Consider the following 17,119-nt stretch of genomic DNA (forward strand, 5'->3'; position numbering starts at 1 on the left):
GCCCCCTACAGCTGACGCAGGACCTTCTCGAGGGCGTCGGCGGTGGCATCGACGTCTGCCCGGTGATGCGCCGTGCTGAGGAAGATCTTGCCGGAAGGCATGAACGCCACGCCGTTGGCGAGCATCCCGCCCAGAATCCGCGGCCAGAGGCCGCCGGTCCCGTGCAGGCCCGTGGCATCGAGGTCCGGGACGAACTGAAGCAGGGAACCGACGCGCTTGAGGCGGGCGGCCTGGGGCGCGGAGGCCAGCAGGTCCCCGATCACGAGCTCGAACCGGGCGGAGACGCCCTCCAGCGTTTCGTAGACGGAGGGGTCCTCCAGTGCTTCCATGGTCGCCTTTACCGCGGCCAACGCGACCGGGTTTCCGTTGAACGTCCCGGCGTGGACCACACCATCGGTCACCTGGTCGATCAGGTCCGCTCGACCGACGACGGCGCTCTGGGTGAAGCCACCGGCCATGGCCTTGCCGAAGACGGACAGATCGGGGTGCACCCCGAAGCGCTCGGCCGCGCCGCCCCGGGCGATCCGGAATCCGGCGATCACCTCGTCGTAGATGAGCACCACGCCGTGCCGGTCGCAGCGGGACCGCAGCGTCCGCAGGAAGTCCGGCTCCGGTGATTCGACGCCCGCGTTGCTCATGATCGGGTCGATGAGCACGGCGGCGATGTCCCGTTCGACGGCGTCCGCGAGAATGCGTTCGATCATCTCCACGTCGTTGAACCGCGCCACCACGAGGTCGTCGAGCGCACTCGGGCTCTGGCCCCTGCTCGCCGGCACCGCGGCCTCACCCGTGTCGGCGTCGGTCAGGCCGGCGTACACGGTGTCGTGCCATCCGTGGTAGCTCTTGGCGAACTTCACCACCCGCCGACGCCCCGTGGCCGCCCGCGCCAGGCGCAGCGCGACCTGAACCGCCTCGGTTCCGGTGTTGCTCCAGAGCAGGCGTTCGCCGTGCGGGACGGATCCGAGGACCGCCTCCGCTGCCGCGTACTCGAGGACGTGGCCGGTGCCGACGACCTGCATCCGCGTGACCACATCACGTACGGCGTCCACGATGCGGGGGTCGCCGTGGCCCAGGACGAGGGGACCCCACGCCATGACGTAGTCGATGTAGCGGTCACCGTCCAGGTCCCAGACATGGGCTCCCCGCGCTTCGCTCACGAAGAGCGGATGCGGCTGCATCGCCGCGCGGAGGCCGGAGCCCACCCCCGCTCCCACACTGCGCCGGGCTCGCTCGAAGGCGATGCGCGATGACTCCAGACTCATCTGACGTTTCTTCCTTTCTCGGGAACCCGGCACCGCCGGGCGTGGTCTTGCGGGAGCCTCAGGGGGCGACGCGGGCACCCTTGCTGGCCAGGGCGCCCACCGGCAGGTCCTCGACGGTGCGGAAACCCGGCGCCGCCTCGACGACCGCGGTCACGGCGTTCGATGCCATGGCCACGGTCGAGAGGAAGCTCTCGAACCCGCCGGGCACCGCGAGTTCGATCGTCTGCTCACGGCCGACGATGGTGAGTGCGTCGCCGCGTTCGACGGCGTCCTCGGGGTCGAAGATGCCGAACCGGGTGGCCAGTTCGATGACGGGCTTCCCCGCCAGCAGTCCACGGGCCCGGTGCAGGACGCTCGTCACGGTTCCCGCGGCGATGACGGTGTGCTGTCCCTTGCGTTCCGTCTCCGCGATCAGGTCCCGCTCGACGGCGTCGACCTCGATCGAGTCGAGCTCCCACTCCAGGCCGCGTGCCAGGGCGCCGATGCTCTGCGCGAAACCGACGTGCCCCATGACACGGCCCGCATCGCGCTCGGCGTCGAACTCGGCCGGCGTGAGGCCCAGCCCGAACTTCTTCAGGATCGCGCCGTAGCGGCTCATGTCCGCCGTACGCCGCACGGACACGCGCTCCACCCCGAGCGTGAGGCCGCTCAGGACCAGCGGCAGCGTGTCCATCAGCATCCCCGGATTGCAGCCGGTACCGAGTACGGAGACACCGTGTTCGCGCGCGAGCCGGTCCAGACGGTCCACGGCCCGGGCGTGGCTCCGGGTCGGATCCCGCAGCTCCTCGCAGATCGACACGACGTTCGTACCGCGCTCGACGAGGGCGGCGAGCGTCGGTTCTATCGCGTCGACCCAGGACGACGTGGCGACGACGGCCACGTCGGCGGGCGGCAGCTCCGCGACGGAGGAGACCACGGGGACACGCGGGGCGCCGGCGACGAAGTCGGCGAGGGGCACTCCGGCCTTGTCCGCCCCGATGTCCAGCGCACCCAGCAGTTCGCAGTCGCGTCGGCTCACCAGCGACTCCGCGATGGCGATGCCCGTGGCACCGAGTCCGACGAGAACGACACCGGTCGCCTTGGTCATGTTTGAGTGCCTCCTTCAGCACACGCGGGACGGCGGCACCGAGTCCGGCGTCCCGTGGATCAACGAGCGGGAACAGGGGCCGGACCTGGACGACGTCCCGCAGAGGGCCCGTGGAGGGCCGTCTGCGGGACGTCTCGCTCACGGGGCCTCGGTGACGAGGCCGCGTGAGCCGGTCGGGTCGGCCTCAGAGGTTGAGGTAGTCGGCCAGGTCGGCGTAGTTGACCTGCCACAGGCCGGGGGAGCCCGTCGGGTACTGGGAGCGGAAGCCGAGGATGCGCTGAACGCGCGGGGAGAGCGTCTTGGCGAGCTCCTTGTCGACCAGGAAGGGGTACGCCTCCTCGCCGGTGAGGTAGCCCGCGTTGAACGTGAAGGCCACGGCTCGCCGGTAGAAGTCGCTGGTCTGGTTCGCCCCACCGCCGTGCACGACCTTACCGCTGATGAAAAGGGCGTCGCCGGCGCTCATGACCGCGGGGATCGTCTGCTCGGGAGTCCCCCGGTCCTCGAAGTCGCTCCAGTGGTTGCTCCCGGGGATGACGCGGGTGGCGCCGTTCTCCTCCGTGAAGTCGGTCAGGGCGACCAGGAAGTTGATGCTGACCTCCGGGCCGCTGGGGCCCAGCCCGACGAACGGGAACCAGTTCTCCAGGTCACGGTGCAGCAGCTGCGCCTGGCTGTTGGGGCCGATCTCGATGACCTGCGCAGTGGTCATCCAGTACGTGCCCGACTCCTCGAGGAAGACCGAGTCGCTGATCTCGTGGACCAGGGGGTGGTCGATGATCTCGCTGCGGAACGTGGCGCTGTGCGTCACCAGGTTCGTGAGCCGCTTGGTGTTGTGGCCGTGGAACGCGGCCACGATTTCGTTCTCGTGGGTCGAACCCGGGTTGAGCGCCTGCAGCGGCGACTCGATCTCGCTGTTGAAGCGGTCGACCTGCTCCTGCGTCAGGAAGTTCTTGATGATGACGCCGCCGTCACGGGCCACGATCCTGAGAATCTCTTCCGCCGACGTGTCAGCCGCCACGGACGTCAGGTCCTGGGCCTTCTTCTGTGTTGCCATGTGAATTCTCTCCCTCAATCTGAACCACGGTTGATCGACCGCTCGATCAGCCGCGGGTATTACGGCTCCCTGGTCTCCTGCGCGTCGTCCTCGCGACGGATCAGGCGAGTTCGATCCAGGTCGTCTTCAAGGTCGTGAACTTGTCGAGGCCGTGGAGGCTCCGGTCCGACCCGTGGCCGGAGAGCTTCTGACCGCCGAAGGGCACCGAGGTGTCGCCCTCCTCGTAGCAGTTGATCCAGACCAGGCCGGCCTGGATCTCCCGCGACAGGCGGTGGGCCCGGGCGAGGTCGCCGGTCCAGATCGCGGACCCGAGTCCGTAGTCGGAGTTGTTGGCGATCGCGATGGCCTCGGCGTCGTCGCGGAACGTCGTGACCGACAGGACGGGGCCGAAGATCTCGTGCTGGGCGAGGCGGCTGTGCTGGTCCACGTCCACGAAGACCACCGGATCCACGTACAGTCCGTCGGTCCTCTTCCGGTCCGAGCCGAGGACGAGCCGGGCTCCCTCCGCGATCCCCTTGCGCACCTCGTCCAGCACCTCGTCGCGGTGCTGCTCGTACGCCAGCGGCCCCATCGTGGTCTCCGGGTCCAGCGGATCGCCGATCCGGTGGCGGCCGAGATGGTCCACGACCCTGGCGACCAGGTCGTCGCGGATGTCCTCGTGCACGAGGAGCCTCGAACCCGCCGTGCACATCTGCCCGCTGTTGAAGGAGATCGCCCAGGCCGCCATTCGCGCGGCCTCGTCGAGGTCCGGTGCGTCGGGGAAGACGATGTTGGGGGACTTGCCTCCCAACTCCAGCCAGACCGGCTTCGCGTTGGACTGTCCGGAGTAGGTCAGCAGCTGCTTTCCGACCTCCGTCGAGCCGGTGAAGGTCAGCGTGGCGACGTCGTCGTGCAGGGCCAGGGCCGAGCCGACCGTCGCACCGCTGCCGGTGACCACCTGGAGCACCCCGGCCGGCAGGCCCGCCTCGGCGGAGAGTTCCGCCGCGCGCAGGAGGGAGAGGGGCGTCTGCGTCGCGGGCTTGACGACGACGCTGTTCCCCGACACGAGGGCCGCGGGAATCTTGAACATCGACAGCGTCATCGGGAAGTTCCACGGCGTGATCGCGCCCACGACCCCCAGCGGCTCCCGCGTCACCAGGGCGACGGAGTTGCTGCGGCCGCGCGGTGACTCGTCCATCAGCTTGTCCGCGACTTCGCCGTACCAGCGGATCGTGTTGATGGCGGTGCGCAGTTCGACGGACCACGCCACCGTGACCGGCTTGCCCATCTCGAGCGCGAGCAGCAGGGCCAGTTCATCGCGGTGCCGGTCGAGCAGGTCCGCCCAGCGGATCAGCACGGCCCCGCGCTCACGCGGCTCCAGGCCCGCCCAGACCCGGGACGAGAACGCCTTTTTGGCGCCTTGGACGGCCCGGTCCACGTCGTCGCGGTCCGCGCTGGGGACGTCCGCGAAGGGCAGTCCGTCGCGCGGGCTGACGAGGGTGGCCGTCCGGCCGGTCCTCGATTCGGCCTGTTCGCCGTCGATCCACATTCCGCGGGACGGGCTCAGCCGGCTCTTGAGAGCGAGCCAGTCGTCCAGTGAACGTGCGGTGCCGGTCCGGTCCGTGTTCACCACGTCGCGCCTCCTGTCATGGCGGTTCCGAGTGCGTTCGCCTCCGATTGGTCGACGAGCCAGTCGAAGACGGGGTCCGGCGAGGCCATCCACTCGGGATGCCACTGCACCCCCACCACCGGGCTGTCGGCGAGCCTGACGGCTTCGACGACGCCGTCGGCGGTGGTGCCCATGACGGTGAGTCCCCGGCCGAGGCGGTCGACCGCCTGGTGGTGCCAGGAGTTGACGACGCGCTGGGGCCCGTAGAGCGTGTGGGCGAGGCTTCCCGGCACGAAGTCGACGGTGTGCTCGTCGTCGCCGTCGTCGGGTGCGAAGTTCGGGGACACGTGGACGATCGGGCCCTCTTCTATGTGCTCGACGAGGGTGCCGCCGAGGACGACGTTGAGCAGCTGGTGACCGCGGCACACGCCCAGGAGCGGAATGTTCGCCTGGAGCGCGGCCACGATCAGGGCCGCCTCGTACTCGTCCCGTTCGAGGTCCGGCACATCGTGGTTCCACCTCGGGTCGACCGCGGGGTCGACCTCGGCGTTTCCACCCCAGCGGGAAGGATGGACGTCCTGCCCGCCGGTGACGATGAGTCCGTCGAGCCGCTCGACCACGTGTTCCGCGTCGCAGTTGAACGGCACGTTGACCGGTATTCCGCCGGCGGCCGCCACCTTGTCGCCGAACGCGCTGAAGTAGGAGTTGACGAACTGGAATTGGAAGCGGCGGGACGTTCCTTTCACCATGCCCAGGCTCAGGCGGCGGCCCGTGATGCCGATCAGCGGTGGCATGTTCACACCTCCCCGACCCGGGCGACGACGCGAATCTCCCGTCCGGACGCCAGGGCCTTGAATCCGTCGTTGAGGGTGGCGAGGTCGCACCGGGCGGTCACCAGGTCGTCGAGCTGGAGCAGGCCCATGCGGTTGAAGTGCACGTACAGCGGCACGTCGACCTTGAAGTGGTTGGAGCCCATGAACGATCCCTGGATGCGCTTCTCCTCCAGGAACAGCTCCGCCCCTCGTACCGGAATCGGCTGCGAGTCCGGGATCATGCCCATCACGGTGGCGGTCCCGCCCGGCCGGAGCATGGCGAACGCCTGTCCGGCCGTGGCGGCCGAGCCGACCGCCTCGAAGGCGTGGTGCACGCCGGTGCCGGTGATCTCCCGCACCGCCGCGACCGGGTCGGTCTCCCTTGCGTCGACGACGTGCGTCGCACCGAATCGGACGGCCCGCTCCAGCTTGCCCGGCACGACGTCGATACCGATGACCTGCGCCGCGCCCGCCAGTCGTGCGGCCTGGACGGCGGCGAAACCGACCCCGCCGAGGCCGACGACGGCGACGCTCTGCCCGGTCTGCACCGAGGCGCTGTGCAGGACCGCGCCCATGCCCGTCGTGACGGCGCAGCCGAGCACGCTCGCCGTCTCCGGACGGACGTCGTCCGGGATGGTGACGAGGCTGTTCTTGTGGACGAGGATCATCTCCGCGAAGGCGCCGATGCCGGCGGTCGGCCGCACCGGCCGGCCGTCGGGCTTGGTCAGCCTCGGCCGGGACCGCTCCTGCTGCAGCCGTGCGCGGTTCACGCACAGGGTCTGCCTGCCGGCCACGCAGTACTCGCAGTTGCCGCAGTACGCGGAGAGGCACGTCACGACCGTGTCCCCCGGCGCGAACTCCGACACGCTCGCACCGGTGGCCACGACCCGACCGACCGCCTCGTGACCGAGGACGATCGGCGGCTGGGTCTCGAAGGTCCCGTCGATCTCGTGGAGGTCCGAGTGGCACAGACCGGCGTACGCCACCTTCACCAGGACCTCGTCCGGTCCGGGGTCGTCGATCAGGAGCTCCTCGAGTTCGAGGGGGCCCGGTGCCGTGTTCAGTACGGCGGCTGTGATCCGGGTGCTCATGCCAGCTCGAAGTATCGGTTGCGCTCCCACGGGGTGATCCCGGCATCGGGGTCGCCCCCACCGGTGTGGAACGACAGCCACTCCGACAGGCGCGTGCCGATCCAGTAGCCGACGAACTCGGCTCCGAGCGCCTCGGGCAGGATCTTGTCCGCCTCCAGTGCCGAGGCCGCCTGGGTGATGCTCGCCGGAATCGGCTCCCCGTCGGGGCGGAACCAGGCCATGCCGGTCAAGGCGGTGGGCGGCTCGAGTTCGTTGCGGACTCCGAAGAGGCCGGCGCCGAGGACGGCCGCGGTGACCAGGTACATGTTCGCGTCCGAACCGGGCACGCGGTACTCGATGCGGGACTGCTTCGGGTGGTCCACGACGGCGCGCACCGCCGTCGTCTTGTTGCCGACTCCCCAACTGATGGTCGTGGGCGGGCCCTCGGCGGGGATGAGCCGGCGGTAGGAGGTGATGAAGGGAAGGGCGATCGACGTCGTACCCGCCATCGCCGGCATCACGCCGCCGATGAACCGGCTCATCACGTCGGACGGACCGTCGGGGCTGTAGAAGGCGTTCCCGTCCGGCGTCGCCAGCGAGAGGTTCAGGTGCGACGCCTGGCCCCAGGCGTCCGACCACTTCGCCATGAACGTCACGGTCCGGCCGAGCTCGTGGGCCACCTCGCGCATCACCTGGCGACACCGGGCCCACCGGTCGGCGACCTCGACGGCACCGCCCATCGCGACGTTGACTTCGATCTGGCCCGCGGCGGCCTCGTCGTTCCAGGCCTCCCAGTCGATGCCGATGGCCCGCAGCCGCTCCTCCACCCGCTCCAGGTACGCGCGCCAGTCCGCGTCCTTGGCGAGCACGTAGGCACCTCCGCTGGTGCCGCCGAGCGGAGTGAGGTTCTCGTAGCCCTTGGCGCGGGCTTCGCGAACCGACTCCTCGAAAACGGTCGCTTCGATCTCGATGGCGGTGTCGACCGTGAAACCGAGCTGCTTGGCGTCGGCATCGACGCGGCGCAGCAGGTTGCGCGGACAGACGGAGACCGGGGTGCCGTCCTGGGTCCAGAAGTCGCCGATGACGGCCGCCTTGCCCGGCTTCCACACGACCAGCGTGCCGAGGTCGGGGCGAAGGAAGATGTCCGCGAGTTCGCCGCGCCAGGAAGGGAAGGGGATGCCGAGGATCGGGGTGCTGCTCAGGTCGTTGCCGAACACGACGTCCGCGAAGGCGAATCCCTGCTCGACGCCGCCCAGGAACTTGCCTCGCGACAGGGTCTTCCCGATGAACGTGCCGTCGAGGTCGGTCGCCTGGATCTCGACGGACGTGATGCCGTGCTCGTCCAGCCAGCGGTCAAGCTCATCCATGGTCATCTCAGACACCGAATCTCACCTTCCAGTGCGCACCGCACATTGCCGACAGATGCGCCACGCTGCCGACGACGGTGACGCCGGTCGCGATGGCGAACAGAAAAGTTTCACCGCGGCCGCTGAACGCCGCCGCCAGCGCGTCTGCGGGACCGTGCACCTCGTACGCCGGTGCGTCCTCGCCGAAGCGGATTTCCTCCTCCTCGGTCTGGCAGACCACGCGGAGCCCCTCGGGGAATCCGTACGAGCCCTGGTTCGCCGCCCAGAAGGACGCGGCGGCATCACGCCAGGCGGGCACCGGCGGGTTCAGCAGTGTCTCGACTGCCGAGGCGAGCTCATCGGGCGTCTCGGCGAGCGCGTAATCGGAGTAGGGCACGAGGGGGATCGCCTCGACGCCCTCGTCCACGCCGTGGTGGATGTCCACGCCGCCCTCGGCGAAGAGCAGGGTCGCGGCCTGGGCGTCCAGCTGCGATCGCAGCGCCACGGTGCCGGTCAGCCCCGTGAGGAGATCACGGAGTTCGGGAACCGCCGCGCTCTCGCGCAGGGCCCTCGCCAGCGAGAGCACGAGCGGAGTCGGATCCGCTTCGACCTCGATTCTCACAGCGCCACTCATGGGCACTCACCTCAATCATTCGCGGCCGAACACGGAGTGCCGGCGACGTACACAGAATCTCGATCAAATGACTGGATCAATTGATCGAGTTATTTGGCTTGAAAGTAGTCCCGGTTAAGGGCGGGTGTCAATGACATGGCGGCAAAGAAATCGGCTTTGCCCGGCGCTATGCGAAACGCAGGACGCCGTCCTCGAAAGGCCCGCTCAGGAGGTCCTTCGTCCGCTCGTGGACCTGGGGGTTGATCCACGGCTCGCGGTCGCCCTGGGCCGGCATGTCGTCCATGTGGCGCACCAGGTAGCCCGAGGAGACGTCCTTGACCCAGGGCTCCCTGGGCATGTCCTTGTCCTCGTCGCGCAGCACGGGCGTCACGACCGTCGCGCCCAGCTCGTCCATCCGGGTGAGCAGCGAGCTCCAGAACCGGTTGACCAGTTCGAGGCGGAGGGTCCAGGAGGAGTTGAGGTAGCCGAAGGCCATGAGGAGGTTCGGGACCCCGCTGAAGGCGACTCCCTTGTAGGTGAAGGTCTGCGAGAAGTCGATGGGCTCGCCGCCCGTGCTGAAGCGGATCTTGCCCAGCGTGACGAGTTGCAGGCCGGTGGCGGTCACGATCACGTCGGCCGGGACCTCCTCGCCGGACGCCATCCGCAGGCCGCTCTCCGTGAACGTCTCGATGTGTCCGGTCACCACTTCGGCCCGGCCGTCCCGGACGGCGTGGAAGAGGTCCCCGTTGGGCACCAGGCACACGCGCTGGTCCCAGGGCTCATAGGCCGGGGTGAAGTGCTTCTCCCGGCAGTCGCGGCCGACGATCTTCTCCACCTCGTCGAAGAGGTGCTTCTTGAAGGCCTGGGGGTCCGTGCGGGCGAAGTGGTACTTCACCTGCTGGTCGCGGAGGTTGCGCAGCCGGATCCGCGTGAACGCCTCGTGGTCCCCCACTTCCGCGCGCAGCCGGTTGGCCTGCTCGTCGACATCGGAGTCGATGGCCACGTAGGAAGGCGACCGCTGCACCATCGTGACCTTCGACGCGGTCCGGGCGAGGGCCGGGACCAGGGTGATCGCGGTGGCACCGGATCCGATGACGACGACCCGCTTCCCGGTGCAGTCGAGGCCGGCCGGCCACTGCTGGGGGTGGACGATCGATCCGCGGAACGCCGCCTGGCCGGGAAACTCCGGCTGGTGGCCGCTGTCGTGGTCGTAGTAGCCCGCGGCCATGTAGAGGTACGAACAGGCGACGGTCTCCGGGCCGGCGGGGCCCGCGACCTCCAGGATCCAGCAGCGGTCGTCCTGCGACCAGTCGGCGCCGAGGACCCGGCGGCCGGTGCGGATGTGCGGTGCCAGACCGTACTCGTCGACGGTCTCCTTCAGGTAGTCGAGGATGGCCTCGCCGGAGGCGATCGACTTCTCGGCGGTCCACGGCTTGAAGCCGTATCCGAGCGTGAACATGTCACTGTCGGACCGGATTCCGGGGTACCGGAACAGGTCCCACGTGCCCCCGAGCTCCTCGCGCGCCTCGAGCATGACGAAGGACCGCCCGGGGTGCGTCTGCTTCAGTTCGACCGCCGCCGCGATACCCGAGAGGCCGGCGCCGACGATCACCACGTCGACGCGCTCGATGGTCTGGTCCATAAGGGTCACTTCCTGCCTGTTCGCACGATGCGTTTCGGCACGTCGGACCAGCCCGGCACCACGTGGTCGGACTTCCCGGCCGCCTTCGGCAGGGCATTGCGACGGCCGCGCAAAGTTGAGTAGAGTCAACCGACTAGATCGAGTGTCTAAATCGTTCGTCCCACATGATGGTAGCCAGGCCTTCCGGGCCGGCGTCAACCCCCGGCCGAGTCGAACGCGTCCTCCGCGACCACGGCGACCAGCTGCCGCGCACCTCGCATGCCGACACGGCGATCTCCCACCCCAAGGAACAAGAAATGCTGAGCACGATGCAGGACGGGCCGCTGTCGCTCGCCAATCTGCTGCGCTACGCGGCCTCCGTGCACGCCGACGCCACCGTCACCACCTGGACGGGCGCGACGGCACGCCGCCGCACGTTCGGCGAACTGGGCACGCGCGCGGCGCAGTTGGCGCACGCCCTGCGCGAGCTGGGCGTCGGGACCTCCGATCGCGTGGCGACGTTCATGTGGAACAACACCGAGCACATGGAGGTCTACGCCGCGGTCCCCGCCATGGGCGCGGTCCTCCACGCTCTGAACATCCGCCTCTCCCCCGAGCAGATCGTGTTCACGGCCAACCACGCCGAGGACCGTGTGGTGTTCGTGGACGGGACGCTCACGTCCGCCTTCGAGGAAGTGCTCCCCCGGCTCCGCACCGTGCGCCACGTGATCGTCGTGAACGGTGACGCGGCCGGCTTCCGCGCGCCCCGGGGGGTCGAGGTCCACGACTACGAGCCCCTCCTCGCGGCTCGGCCCGGCGCGTACGGCTTCCCGGTGCTGGACGAGCGCTCAGCCGCGGCGATGTGCTACACCTCGGGCACCACGGGCGACCCCAAGGGCGTGGTGTACTCCCACCGTTCGCTCTTCCTGCACGCGATGCACGTGACCACTCCGGCCGCGATGGGGCTGACGACGGGCGACACGTGTCTGGCGATCGTGCCGATGTTCCACATCAATTCCTGGAGCCTGCCGTTCGCGTCCATGCTCTCCGGCGCGTCGCTCCTCATGCCCGACCGCTTCCTGCAGCCCGAGCCGCTGCTGGCCATGATGGAAGCGGAGCGACCGACCTCCGCCGCTGCCGTACCGACCATCTGGACGGGGCTCGCCGCCAGGCTCGCGGCCCACCCCCAGGACATCAGCCACCTGCGCGAAGTCGTCGTGGGAGGCTCGGCCATGCCGGTCACGCTGATGAAGACCTTCGAAGAGCAGCACCGGGTCAAGGTCGTCCACGGCTGGGGGATGACCGAGACCTCGTCCGTGGGCACGGTCGCCCATCCGCCGGCCCGTGCGACCGGTGAGGACGTGTGGCGCTACCGGATGAGCCAGGGACGGTTCGCGCCGCTCGTCGAGTTCAGGCTCAAGGACGACGACGGCGCCCTCGTGCCCCACGACGGCAAGTCGCTCGGCGAACTGGAGGTGAGGGGCCCCTGGATCACGGGCTCTTACTACAGCCCGGGCGACGAGCCGGTCGAGGCCGGCTCCTTCGACGACGGATGGCTGCGGACCGGTGACGTCGGCCGGATCAGCCCCGACGGATACCTCACCCTCGTCGACCGGGCGAAGGACGTGATCAAGTCCGGCGGTGAGTGGATCTCCTCCATCGACATGGAGAACGACGTCATGGCGCATCCCGCCGTCGCCGAGGCGGCCGTCTTCGGCGTCCCCGACGAGCGCTGGGACGAACGGCCCTGCGTGGCCGTCGTCCTGAGGGACGGCGAGGCCGACTCGGTCGACGCCGCGGTGCTGAGGGAGCACCTGGCGGGGAACTGGGCCAAGTGGCAGCTCCCGGAACGCTGGGCCTTCGTCGCCGAGATCCCCAAGACCAGCGTGGGGAAGTTCGACAAGAAGGTCCTCCGCCGGCAGTACGCCGAGCGCCGGCTCGCCTTCGTCCGCCTGGGCTAGGAGCCATCGCGTCCGGGCCGTCGGGAACGACGGCCCGCCGGCGCTTCCGGAAGTGGACGAGTCCGGCTCGCGGGGCGAGCCGGACTCGTCGAGGTGCGCTCGTGACGGCGGCGTTTCCGGTAGCGCTCAGGCGCCCGGAAACGCCGCCCCTCAGGCGGTCTCCCGCGCACTCTCGTTCAGGAAGGCCTTCAGCATCGCGCAGGCGGTCGCCGTGTCACGCAACGTGCGCTCCTTGTCGCCGTCCGAGAACAGCTGCAGCGAGAGCCCGTCGACCAGACCCATCGTGACCCTCAGCACCGACTGCAGCTCCTCGCCCGAGAGCGGCACGTCGACCTGGCTCAGGATGGCCTCCGACGACCTGAGAAAGGTGGCGTAGAAGCCGACGGAGAGCTCGGGGTCGTAGCGCTCGGCCCACAGCGTGACCTCGATCATGGCCCGTGCCCGGACGGGGTTCTCCACGCTCCACCGCATGGCACCCGTCAAGCACAGCTCAAGAGCGTGCCCCAGGCTCGCGTCCTCGGCCTCCGACAGATCGGCGCTGACGGGCATCTCTTCGGAGAGCTGCGCGAAGACGGCCAGCAGGAGGTTCTCCTTGTTCTGGAAGCAGTAGTGGAGGGAGGCGAGAGGCGCCTTCGCCTCATCGGCGATCTTCCGGGTGGTGGCTCCGTCGGCGCCCTCGCGGGCGATCACCCGCACGGCCGCCTCGATCAACTGCTCCCGCCGCGCCTCCGCCGACACGTACGCCATCCGAAACTCCCAGAAGAACTGACTCAGTCATTTGAACCACTTGAACAGTATCATGGTCCAGTCCTCTGCTTCGGCGAACGGCTCGGTCCGCGCCCCGCCCTTCGGTGTGCCGCTCAGGCCCGGGCGACGCTCCTTTCGTCCGGGGCCGGCTCTGCGCCCGTCGCCGCGTTGTGGTCGTGCAGGGCGCGGTACGAGAGGAAGTACACGAAGCCCTGGGTGCCCCAGGTGCTGAGAGCGAGGATGTAGAAGATCGTCCCGTACTCGTCGTCGCCCGGAATCGGGAAGAAGTCGTACGTGACGGCGATCGCGGCTGCCGCGGCGGTGGTCAGCGCGGCAGCGACGGCCAGACCCCTGGCGCGGATCTTCCAGAGCCGCCAGGAGAAGTAGGCGAGGAACAGGGTGGAGAGCGCGTTGACGACGACGTAGAACGTCGCCGGGACGACGTGGAGCCCATGGCCGTGGAACTGCCGGAGATACAACCCGGCGACGATGCCCAGCGCGAACACGCCGACGTCGACCGCCTTCGTCGGCTTGTACCGGTGCGTCACGCGCATCAGACCCATGACGAGGATCAGGGAGACGCCCACCGATCGCGAGAACGCGTCGAAGAAGTACGCGATGGCGTACATGGGACTTCCCATGTCGCCTCCGAGGAGGGACCAGACGAGGAAGTTCGAGCCGGACGTGGCGATGATGAACCATTCCAGGCCCAGCAGGTAGTTGTCATACCGCCGGATGAGTTTCCATCCGTAGAAGAAGCCGGCGAAGATCATCCAGAGGTCGGCCAGCATGAGGAGCAGTTCTTTCATGGTTCACGGTTCCTTCGGCCAGGCCCTCCGCCACCGGGCGGAGGGCCGATCTGTACGGGGGTCGTCGAACTGCCTCAGACGTGCATGCCGTCGAAGCGAGGGGGCCGGTTCAGGACACGGCGCCTTCGGCCCGCCGGTTGGACCGGGCGCGTGAGATCAGCGCGGTCACCGCGACGAGCAGGGCGAGAATGACCGCGAGCCAGTAGCCGATGCCGTAGAGGCCCTCTGCGGCGACCTCCAGATCGGTTCCGGACACCGGAACCAGGGAGGCGCTGAGGTCGCCGCTGACCAGCGCCGTACCGAGGGCGAAACCCACGGCCATGAAGGTGCCGGCGGCACCGGCCGCCATTCCGGCCTTCTCCTCGGGCACCGCCAGCTGCACCAGGGTGAAGCCGGCCGTGTAGCCGATCCTGCACCCGAGACCCATGACGGCGGATCCCACGAGGTAGTGCCACGGCCGGTCGTGCGCCACGGCGAGCCAGGCCAGTCCCGCCGCGCTGATGAGCGCTCCGGCGACGAAGACGGACACACCGCGGCCCTTGAACAGCGCGCGGTCGAGCACGGTGCCGCGGACCAGGAACGCCGCCGCGAAGGGCGCCATGACCAACGCGGTGTTCAGCTCGCTGAGGCCGAGGCCGTAGGCGTCCGCCGGGCGAAGGGCCGCCGGAGCGATCTGGGCGTAGGTGCTGAGCAGGAGCATGAAGGCCGCGTTCACCGCCGCGAACAACGCGATGCACACACATGAAGCGGTGACCAGGGGCGCCTTCATCATCGCGACGTCGAACACCGCCGAGGACGACGTGCGCTCGACGCGCACCCAGGCGATGCCGCCGATGACGCCGGCCGCCAGCGGAACGAGCGCAGCGGTGCCCCACAGCAGGCCCTGCGTCAGAGTGAGCAGGATGGCGGCGACCCAGGCGATCATCCACACGGTGCCGAGCACTCCGATGCGGCGGGTGCGCTCGGCGGGCGGGGCGTGCGGGATGGTGACGTAGGAGGCGAGGGTCGTGGCCGCGCACGCGGCGGTGAGGACGACGAAGAAGCTCCGCAGCGACAGGTTCTCGACGATGAAGCCGCCGCCGATCATGCCGACGACGATGCCGACGCCGGTGGCGATGACCAGGACCGCGACTCCCACCGTGATGCCGCTCTCGCCGAGATTGCGGCGCAGGAAACCGAGTGGGAGCAGCTGCGCCGCGCCACCGAAGCCCATCAGGGCGCAGCCGACCAGAAGGGTCGGATACGAGTCGCCGATGGCGGGTACGAGCGCGCCGACCGTGAGGAACGCGGCAGCCACCACGGAGGTGTTCCGGTCGCCGTGCACGTCGGCGAGGCGCGGCAGCAGGATGAAACCGGCTCCCCCGCCGAGGGTCAGCACCGAGTAGACCCACGTCGTGTCGGCCACCGTGGCGAGGTGGTACTGCGCCTGGATGACCGGCAGGAGCGGCGGCAGGACGAAGACGACCGCGTTGGTCAGGACGACCAGCAGCGCGGCTACGCCGATGAGCGCCCACTTGTTCGGCGCGGGGCGTGAAGGCGCCTCGGGGGTGAGGCCGGCGGGCTGGTGGGTTTCTGTCATGGTTTTTCTCCGGTTCCTGATCGGATGGGGCCTGGGAGCCCGAGGACCGGTCGAGCGCTCGCCGGCTCTCCTACGGGAACGACCGGGTCCATTCGAGGGGAAGGCAAGGAAGGGGTTTTCCTCGGGGCACGGGAAAGCGAGGCCCTCGCCCGTAAAGAGCCCTTCGACGATCACGCCGCCGTTTCGCGTGATCACTTCGACCGCGGTGTCTGCGATGGAGTCGGGAGGGGGCGAGCGGGTTTGTCTTGATCATGACAGCGACGTTCGTCGCGGGGGCCTGGCCGAGCCGGGGTGGCGCCGCCCCGTACGCTAAGACCAAGTCAGTCATCCGTTCAAGACATCTGACTGAGAAATTACGCCGACCTCGCCCGCTCGACTCCGCCCCGGCGGACCGTCGTTCACGGCCCGGCACTCCGGACAAGCCCCCGGGGCAGAACCCTCCCCAATGTTGCTCATCTGATCTAGTCTTTTGACTATCTCTGATCGGCCAGACCATGCGAAGGTCTCTGCACACGGAGCGCCCCTGTGACCACTCCCCCTCCTCCCCCCGTCGAGCGTTCGACCGCGCCGCCCCGCTGGCGCGAACTCCTCGATCCCGAGTCGCTTCGAGCAGCCGACTTCCTGGCCGAGGTGCTCCCCCAGCCCCTGCACACCCTCGGGCTCGAAGGGGTACGGAGGTTCACGGCCCCGCAGCCTCCGCCCCGGCTCACCCGGGTCGCGTCCGTGACGGAGGAGAAGGCCACCTGGACCGGGCCGGGCGGGGTGCTCCACTCCGTGCCGGTGCGGATCTACCGGCCGCACGCGCCCCGCACGGGCTCCGTCGGCCTGCCCTGCCTGCTCTATCTCCACGGCGGGGGCTTCACGGTCGGCAGCCTGGACGGCGTCGACGAGGTGTGCCGCCTCTTCAGCCGCCACGCCGAGTGCGTCGTGGTCTCGGTCGACTACCGGCTGGCCCCGGAGCATCCGTTCCCCGCCGCCGTCGACGACACCAGGGCGGCCCACGCCTGGCTCGTCGAGAACGCGGCGGCCCTCGGCATCGACAGCCACCGCATCGCGGTCGGCGGCGACTCGGCCGGCGGAAGTCTGGCAGCAGCGCTCTGCCTGGACCTGCACAGCCGCCGACTGCCTCAACCGGCGCTCCAAGTCCTCGTCTACCCGGCGGTGGACGACTCTTTCGCCCGCCCGTCCTGGACCGAGTTCGCAGACGCCCCGTTGATGGGGACCGCCGACGCCCAGTGGTTTCGGCGTCAGTACGTGGGCGACGACGGCGTGGCACCCAGCCCGCTCCTGACGCCCCTCCAGGCTCCGACCCTGGCCGGTCTCGCCCCCGCCCACGTCATCACCGCCGAAGTGGACTGCCTGCGCGACGACGCCGAGGCGTACGCGCGACGGCTCCAGGCAGAAGGCGTCCCGGTGCGGCACCGCCGCTATCCAGGGGTGTTCCACGGGTTCTTCACCGAGATCGGCGCCTTCACCAAGGCCACCGAAGCCGTCACGGACGCGTGCGCCGACCTCCGCGCGGTCTTCACCGGCGGAGCTCTCCCCTCGTAATCGAGCCACGCTCATGTCCTGC

At 69.2% G+C, this 17,119-nt stretch carries 14 protein-coding genes; 2 read left to right on the plus strand and 12 right to left on the minus strand.

All coding sequences use genetic code 11. The features are described 5' to 3' along the window. Positions 1-5: 5 nt before the first annotated feature. The 9 genes from GGE06_RS12675 to GGE06_RS12715 all read right to left on the minus strand — a co-directional run bounded on the left by GGE06_RS12675 (position 6) and on the right by GGE06_RS12715 (position 10,471). Complete coding sequence (locus GGE06_RS12675) at positions 6-1,262, minus strand: aspartate aminotransferase family protein (protein ID WP_116162582.1); 1,257 nt, start codon at positions 1,260-1,262, stop codon at positions 6-8. A gap of 58 nt (positions 1,263-1,320) precedes the next feature. After that, complete coding sequence (locus GGE06_RS12680; RefSeq protein ID WP_116162580.1) at positions 1,321-2,349, minus strand: NAD(P)H-dependent amine dehydrogenase family protein; 1,029 nt, start codon at positions 2,347-2,349, stop codon at positions 1,321-1,323. A gap of 184 nt (positions 2,350-2,533) precedes the next feature. Continuing rightward, positions 2,534-3,400 carry a phytanoyl-CoA dioxygenase family protein gene (locus GGE06_RS12685; protein ID WP_116162578.1) on the minus strand — a complete coding sequence of 289 codons (867 nt, stop codon included), beginning with the start codon at positions 3,398-3,400 and terminating at the stop codon, positions 2,534-2,536. Positions 3,401-3,500: 100 nt separating this feature from the next. Beyond that, positions 3,501-4,928, minus strand: coding sequence for an aldehyde dehydrogenase family protein (locus GGE06_RS12690; RefSeq protein ID WP_184930992.1), 1,428 nt, complete (start codon positions 4,926-4,928; stop codon positions 3,501-3,503). Between the two features lie 77 nt (positions 4,929-5,005). Further along, a complete protein-coding gene (locus GGE06_RS12695; protein WP_116162576.1) occupies positions 5,006-5,782 on the minus strand; it encodes a gamma-glutamyl-gamma-aminobutyrate hydrolase family protein in 777 nt (258 codons plus the stop codon). Between the two features lie 2 nt (positions 5,783-5,784). Beyond that, a complete protein-coding gene (locus GGE06_RS12700; protein ID WP_116162574.1) occupies positions 5,785-6,891 on the minus strand; it encodes a Zn-dependent alcohol dehydrogenase in 1,107 nt (368 codons plus the stop codon). Further along, entirely contained in the window at positions 6,888-8,237 is a 1,350-nt protein-coding gene (locus GGE06_RS12705; protein WP_220378604.1) for a glutamine synthetase family protein, read from the minus strand. Before GGE06_RS12705 ends, GGE06_RS12700 begins: the two co-directional genes overlap by 4 nt. A 7-nt stretch (positions 8,238-8,244) precedes the next feature. Then, positions 8,245-8,850, minus strand: coding sequence for a hypothetical protein (locus GGE06_RS12710; RefSeq protein WP_147321117.1), 606 nt, complete (start codon positions 8,848-8,850; stop codon positions 8,245-8,247). 166 nt (positions 8,851-9,016) lie between these two features. Continuing rightward, on the minus strand, positions 9,017-10,471 hold the full coding sequence (locus GGE06_RS12715) for a flavin-containing monooxygenase (protein WP_184930871.1): 1,455 nt from the start codon (positions 10,469-10,471) through the stop codon (positions 9,017-9,019). A gap of 296 nt (positions 10,472-10,767) precedes the next feature. On the opposite strand from GGE06_RS12715, the gene GGE06_RS12720 reads away from it, so the two are divergent. Further along, positions 10,768-12,411 carry a long-chain fatty acid--CoA ligase gene (locus GGE06_RS12720; protein WP_184930872.1) on the plus strand — a complete coding sequence of 548 codons (1,644 nt, stop codon included), beginning with the start codon at positions 10,768-10,770 and terminating at the stop codon, positions 12,409-12,411. Positions 12,412-12,561: 150 nt separating this feature from the next. Here GGE06_RS12720 and GGE06_RS12725 read toward each other — a convergent pair whose 3' ends face one another. The 3 genes from GGE06_RS12725 to GGE06_RS12735 all read right to left on the minus strand — a co-directional run bounded on the left by GGE06_RS12725 (position 12,562) and on the right by GGE06_RS12735 (position 15,546). Further along, on the minus strand, positions 12,562-13,158 hold the full coding sequence (locus GGE06_RS12725; RefSeq protein WP_184930873.1) for a TetR/AcrR family transcriptional regulator: 597 nt from the start codon (positions 13,156-13,158) through the stop codon (positions 12,562-12,564). Positions 13,159-13,271: 113 nt separating this feature from the next. After that, on the minus strand, positions 13,272-13,967 hold the full coding sequence (locus GGE06_RS12730) for a transporter (protein WP_184930874.1): 696 nt from the start codon (positions 13,965-13,967) through the stop codon (positions 13,272-13,274). Positions 13,968-14,076: 109 nt separating this feature from the next. Further along, positions 14,077-15,546, minus strand: coding sequence for an MFS transporter (locus tag GGE06_RS12735; protein ID WP_184930875.1), 1,470 nt, complete (start codon positions 15,544-15,546; stop codon positions 14,077-14,079). A 525-nt stretch (positions 15,547-16,071) separates the two neighbouring features. Here GGE06_RS12735 and GGE06_RS12740 point away from each other — a divergent pair. Continuing rightward, the gene (locus GGE06_RS12740) at positions 16,072-17,097 is read left to right on the plus strand and encodes an alpha/beta hydrolase (RefSeq protein ID WP_184930876.1); all 1,026 of its coding nucleotides are present in this window, start codon (positions 16,072-16,074) and stop codon (positions 17,095-17,097) included. Positions 17,098-17,119 lie beyond the last annotated feature (22 nt).

The organism is Streptomyces nymphaeiformis, assembly GCF_014203895.1.
GTDB classification, from domain to species: Bacteria; Actinomycetota; Actinomycetes; order Streptomycetales; family Streptomycetaceae; genus Streptomyces; species Streptomyces nymphaeiformis.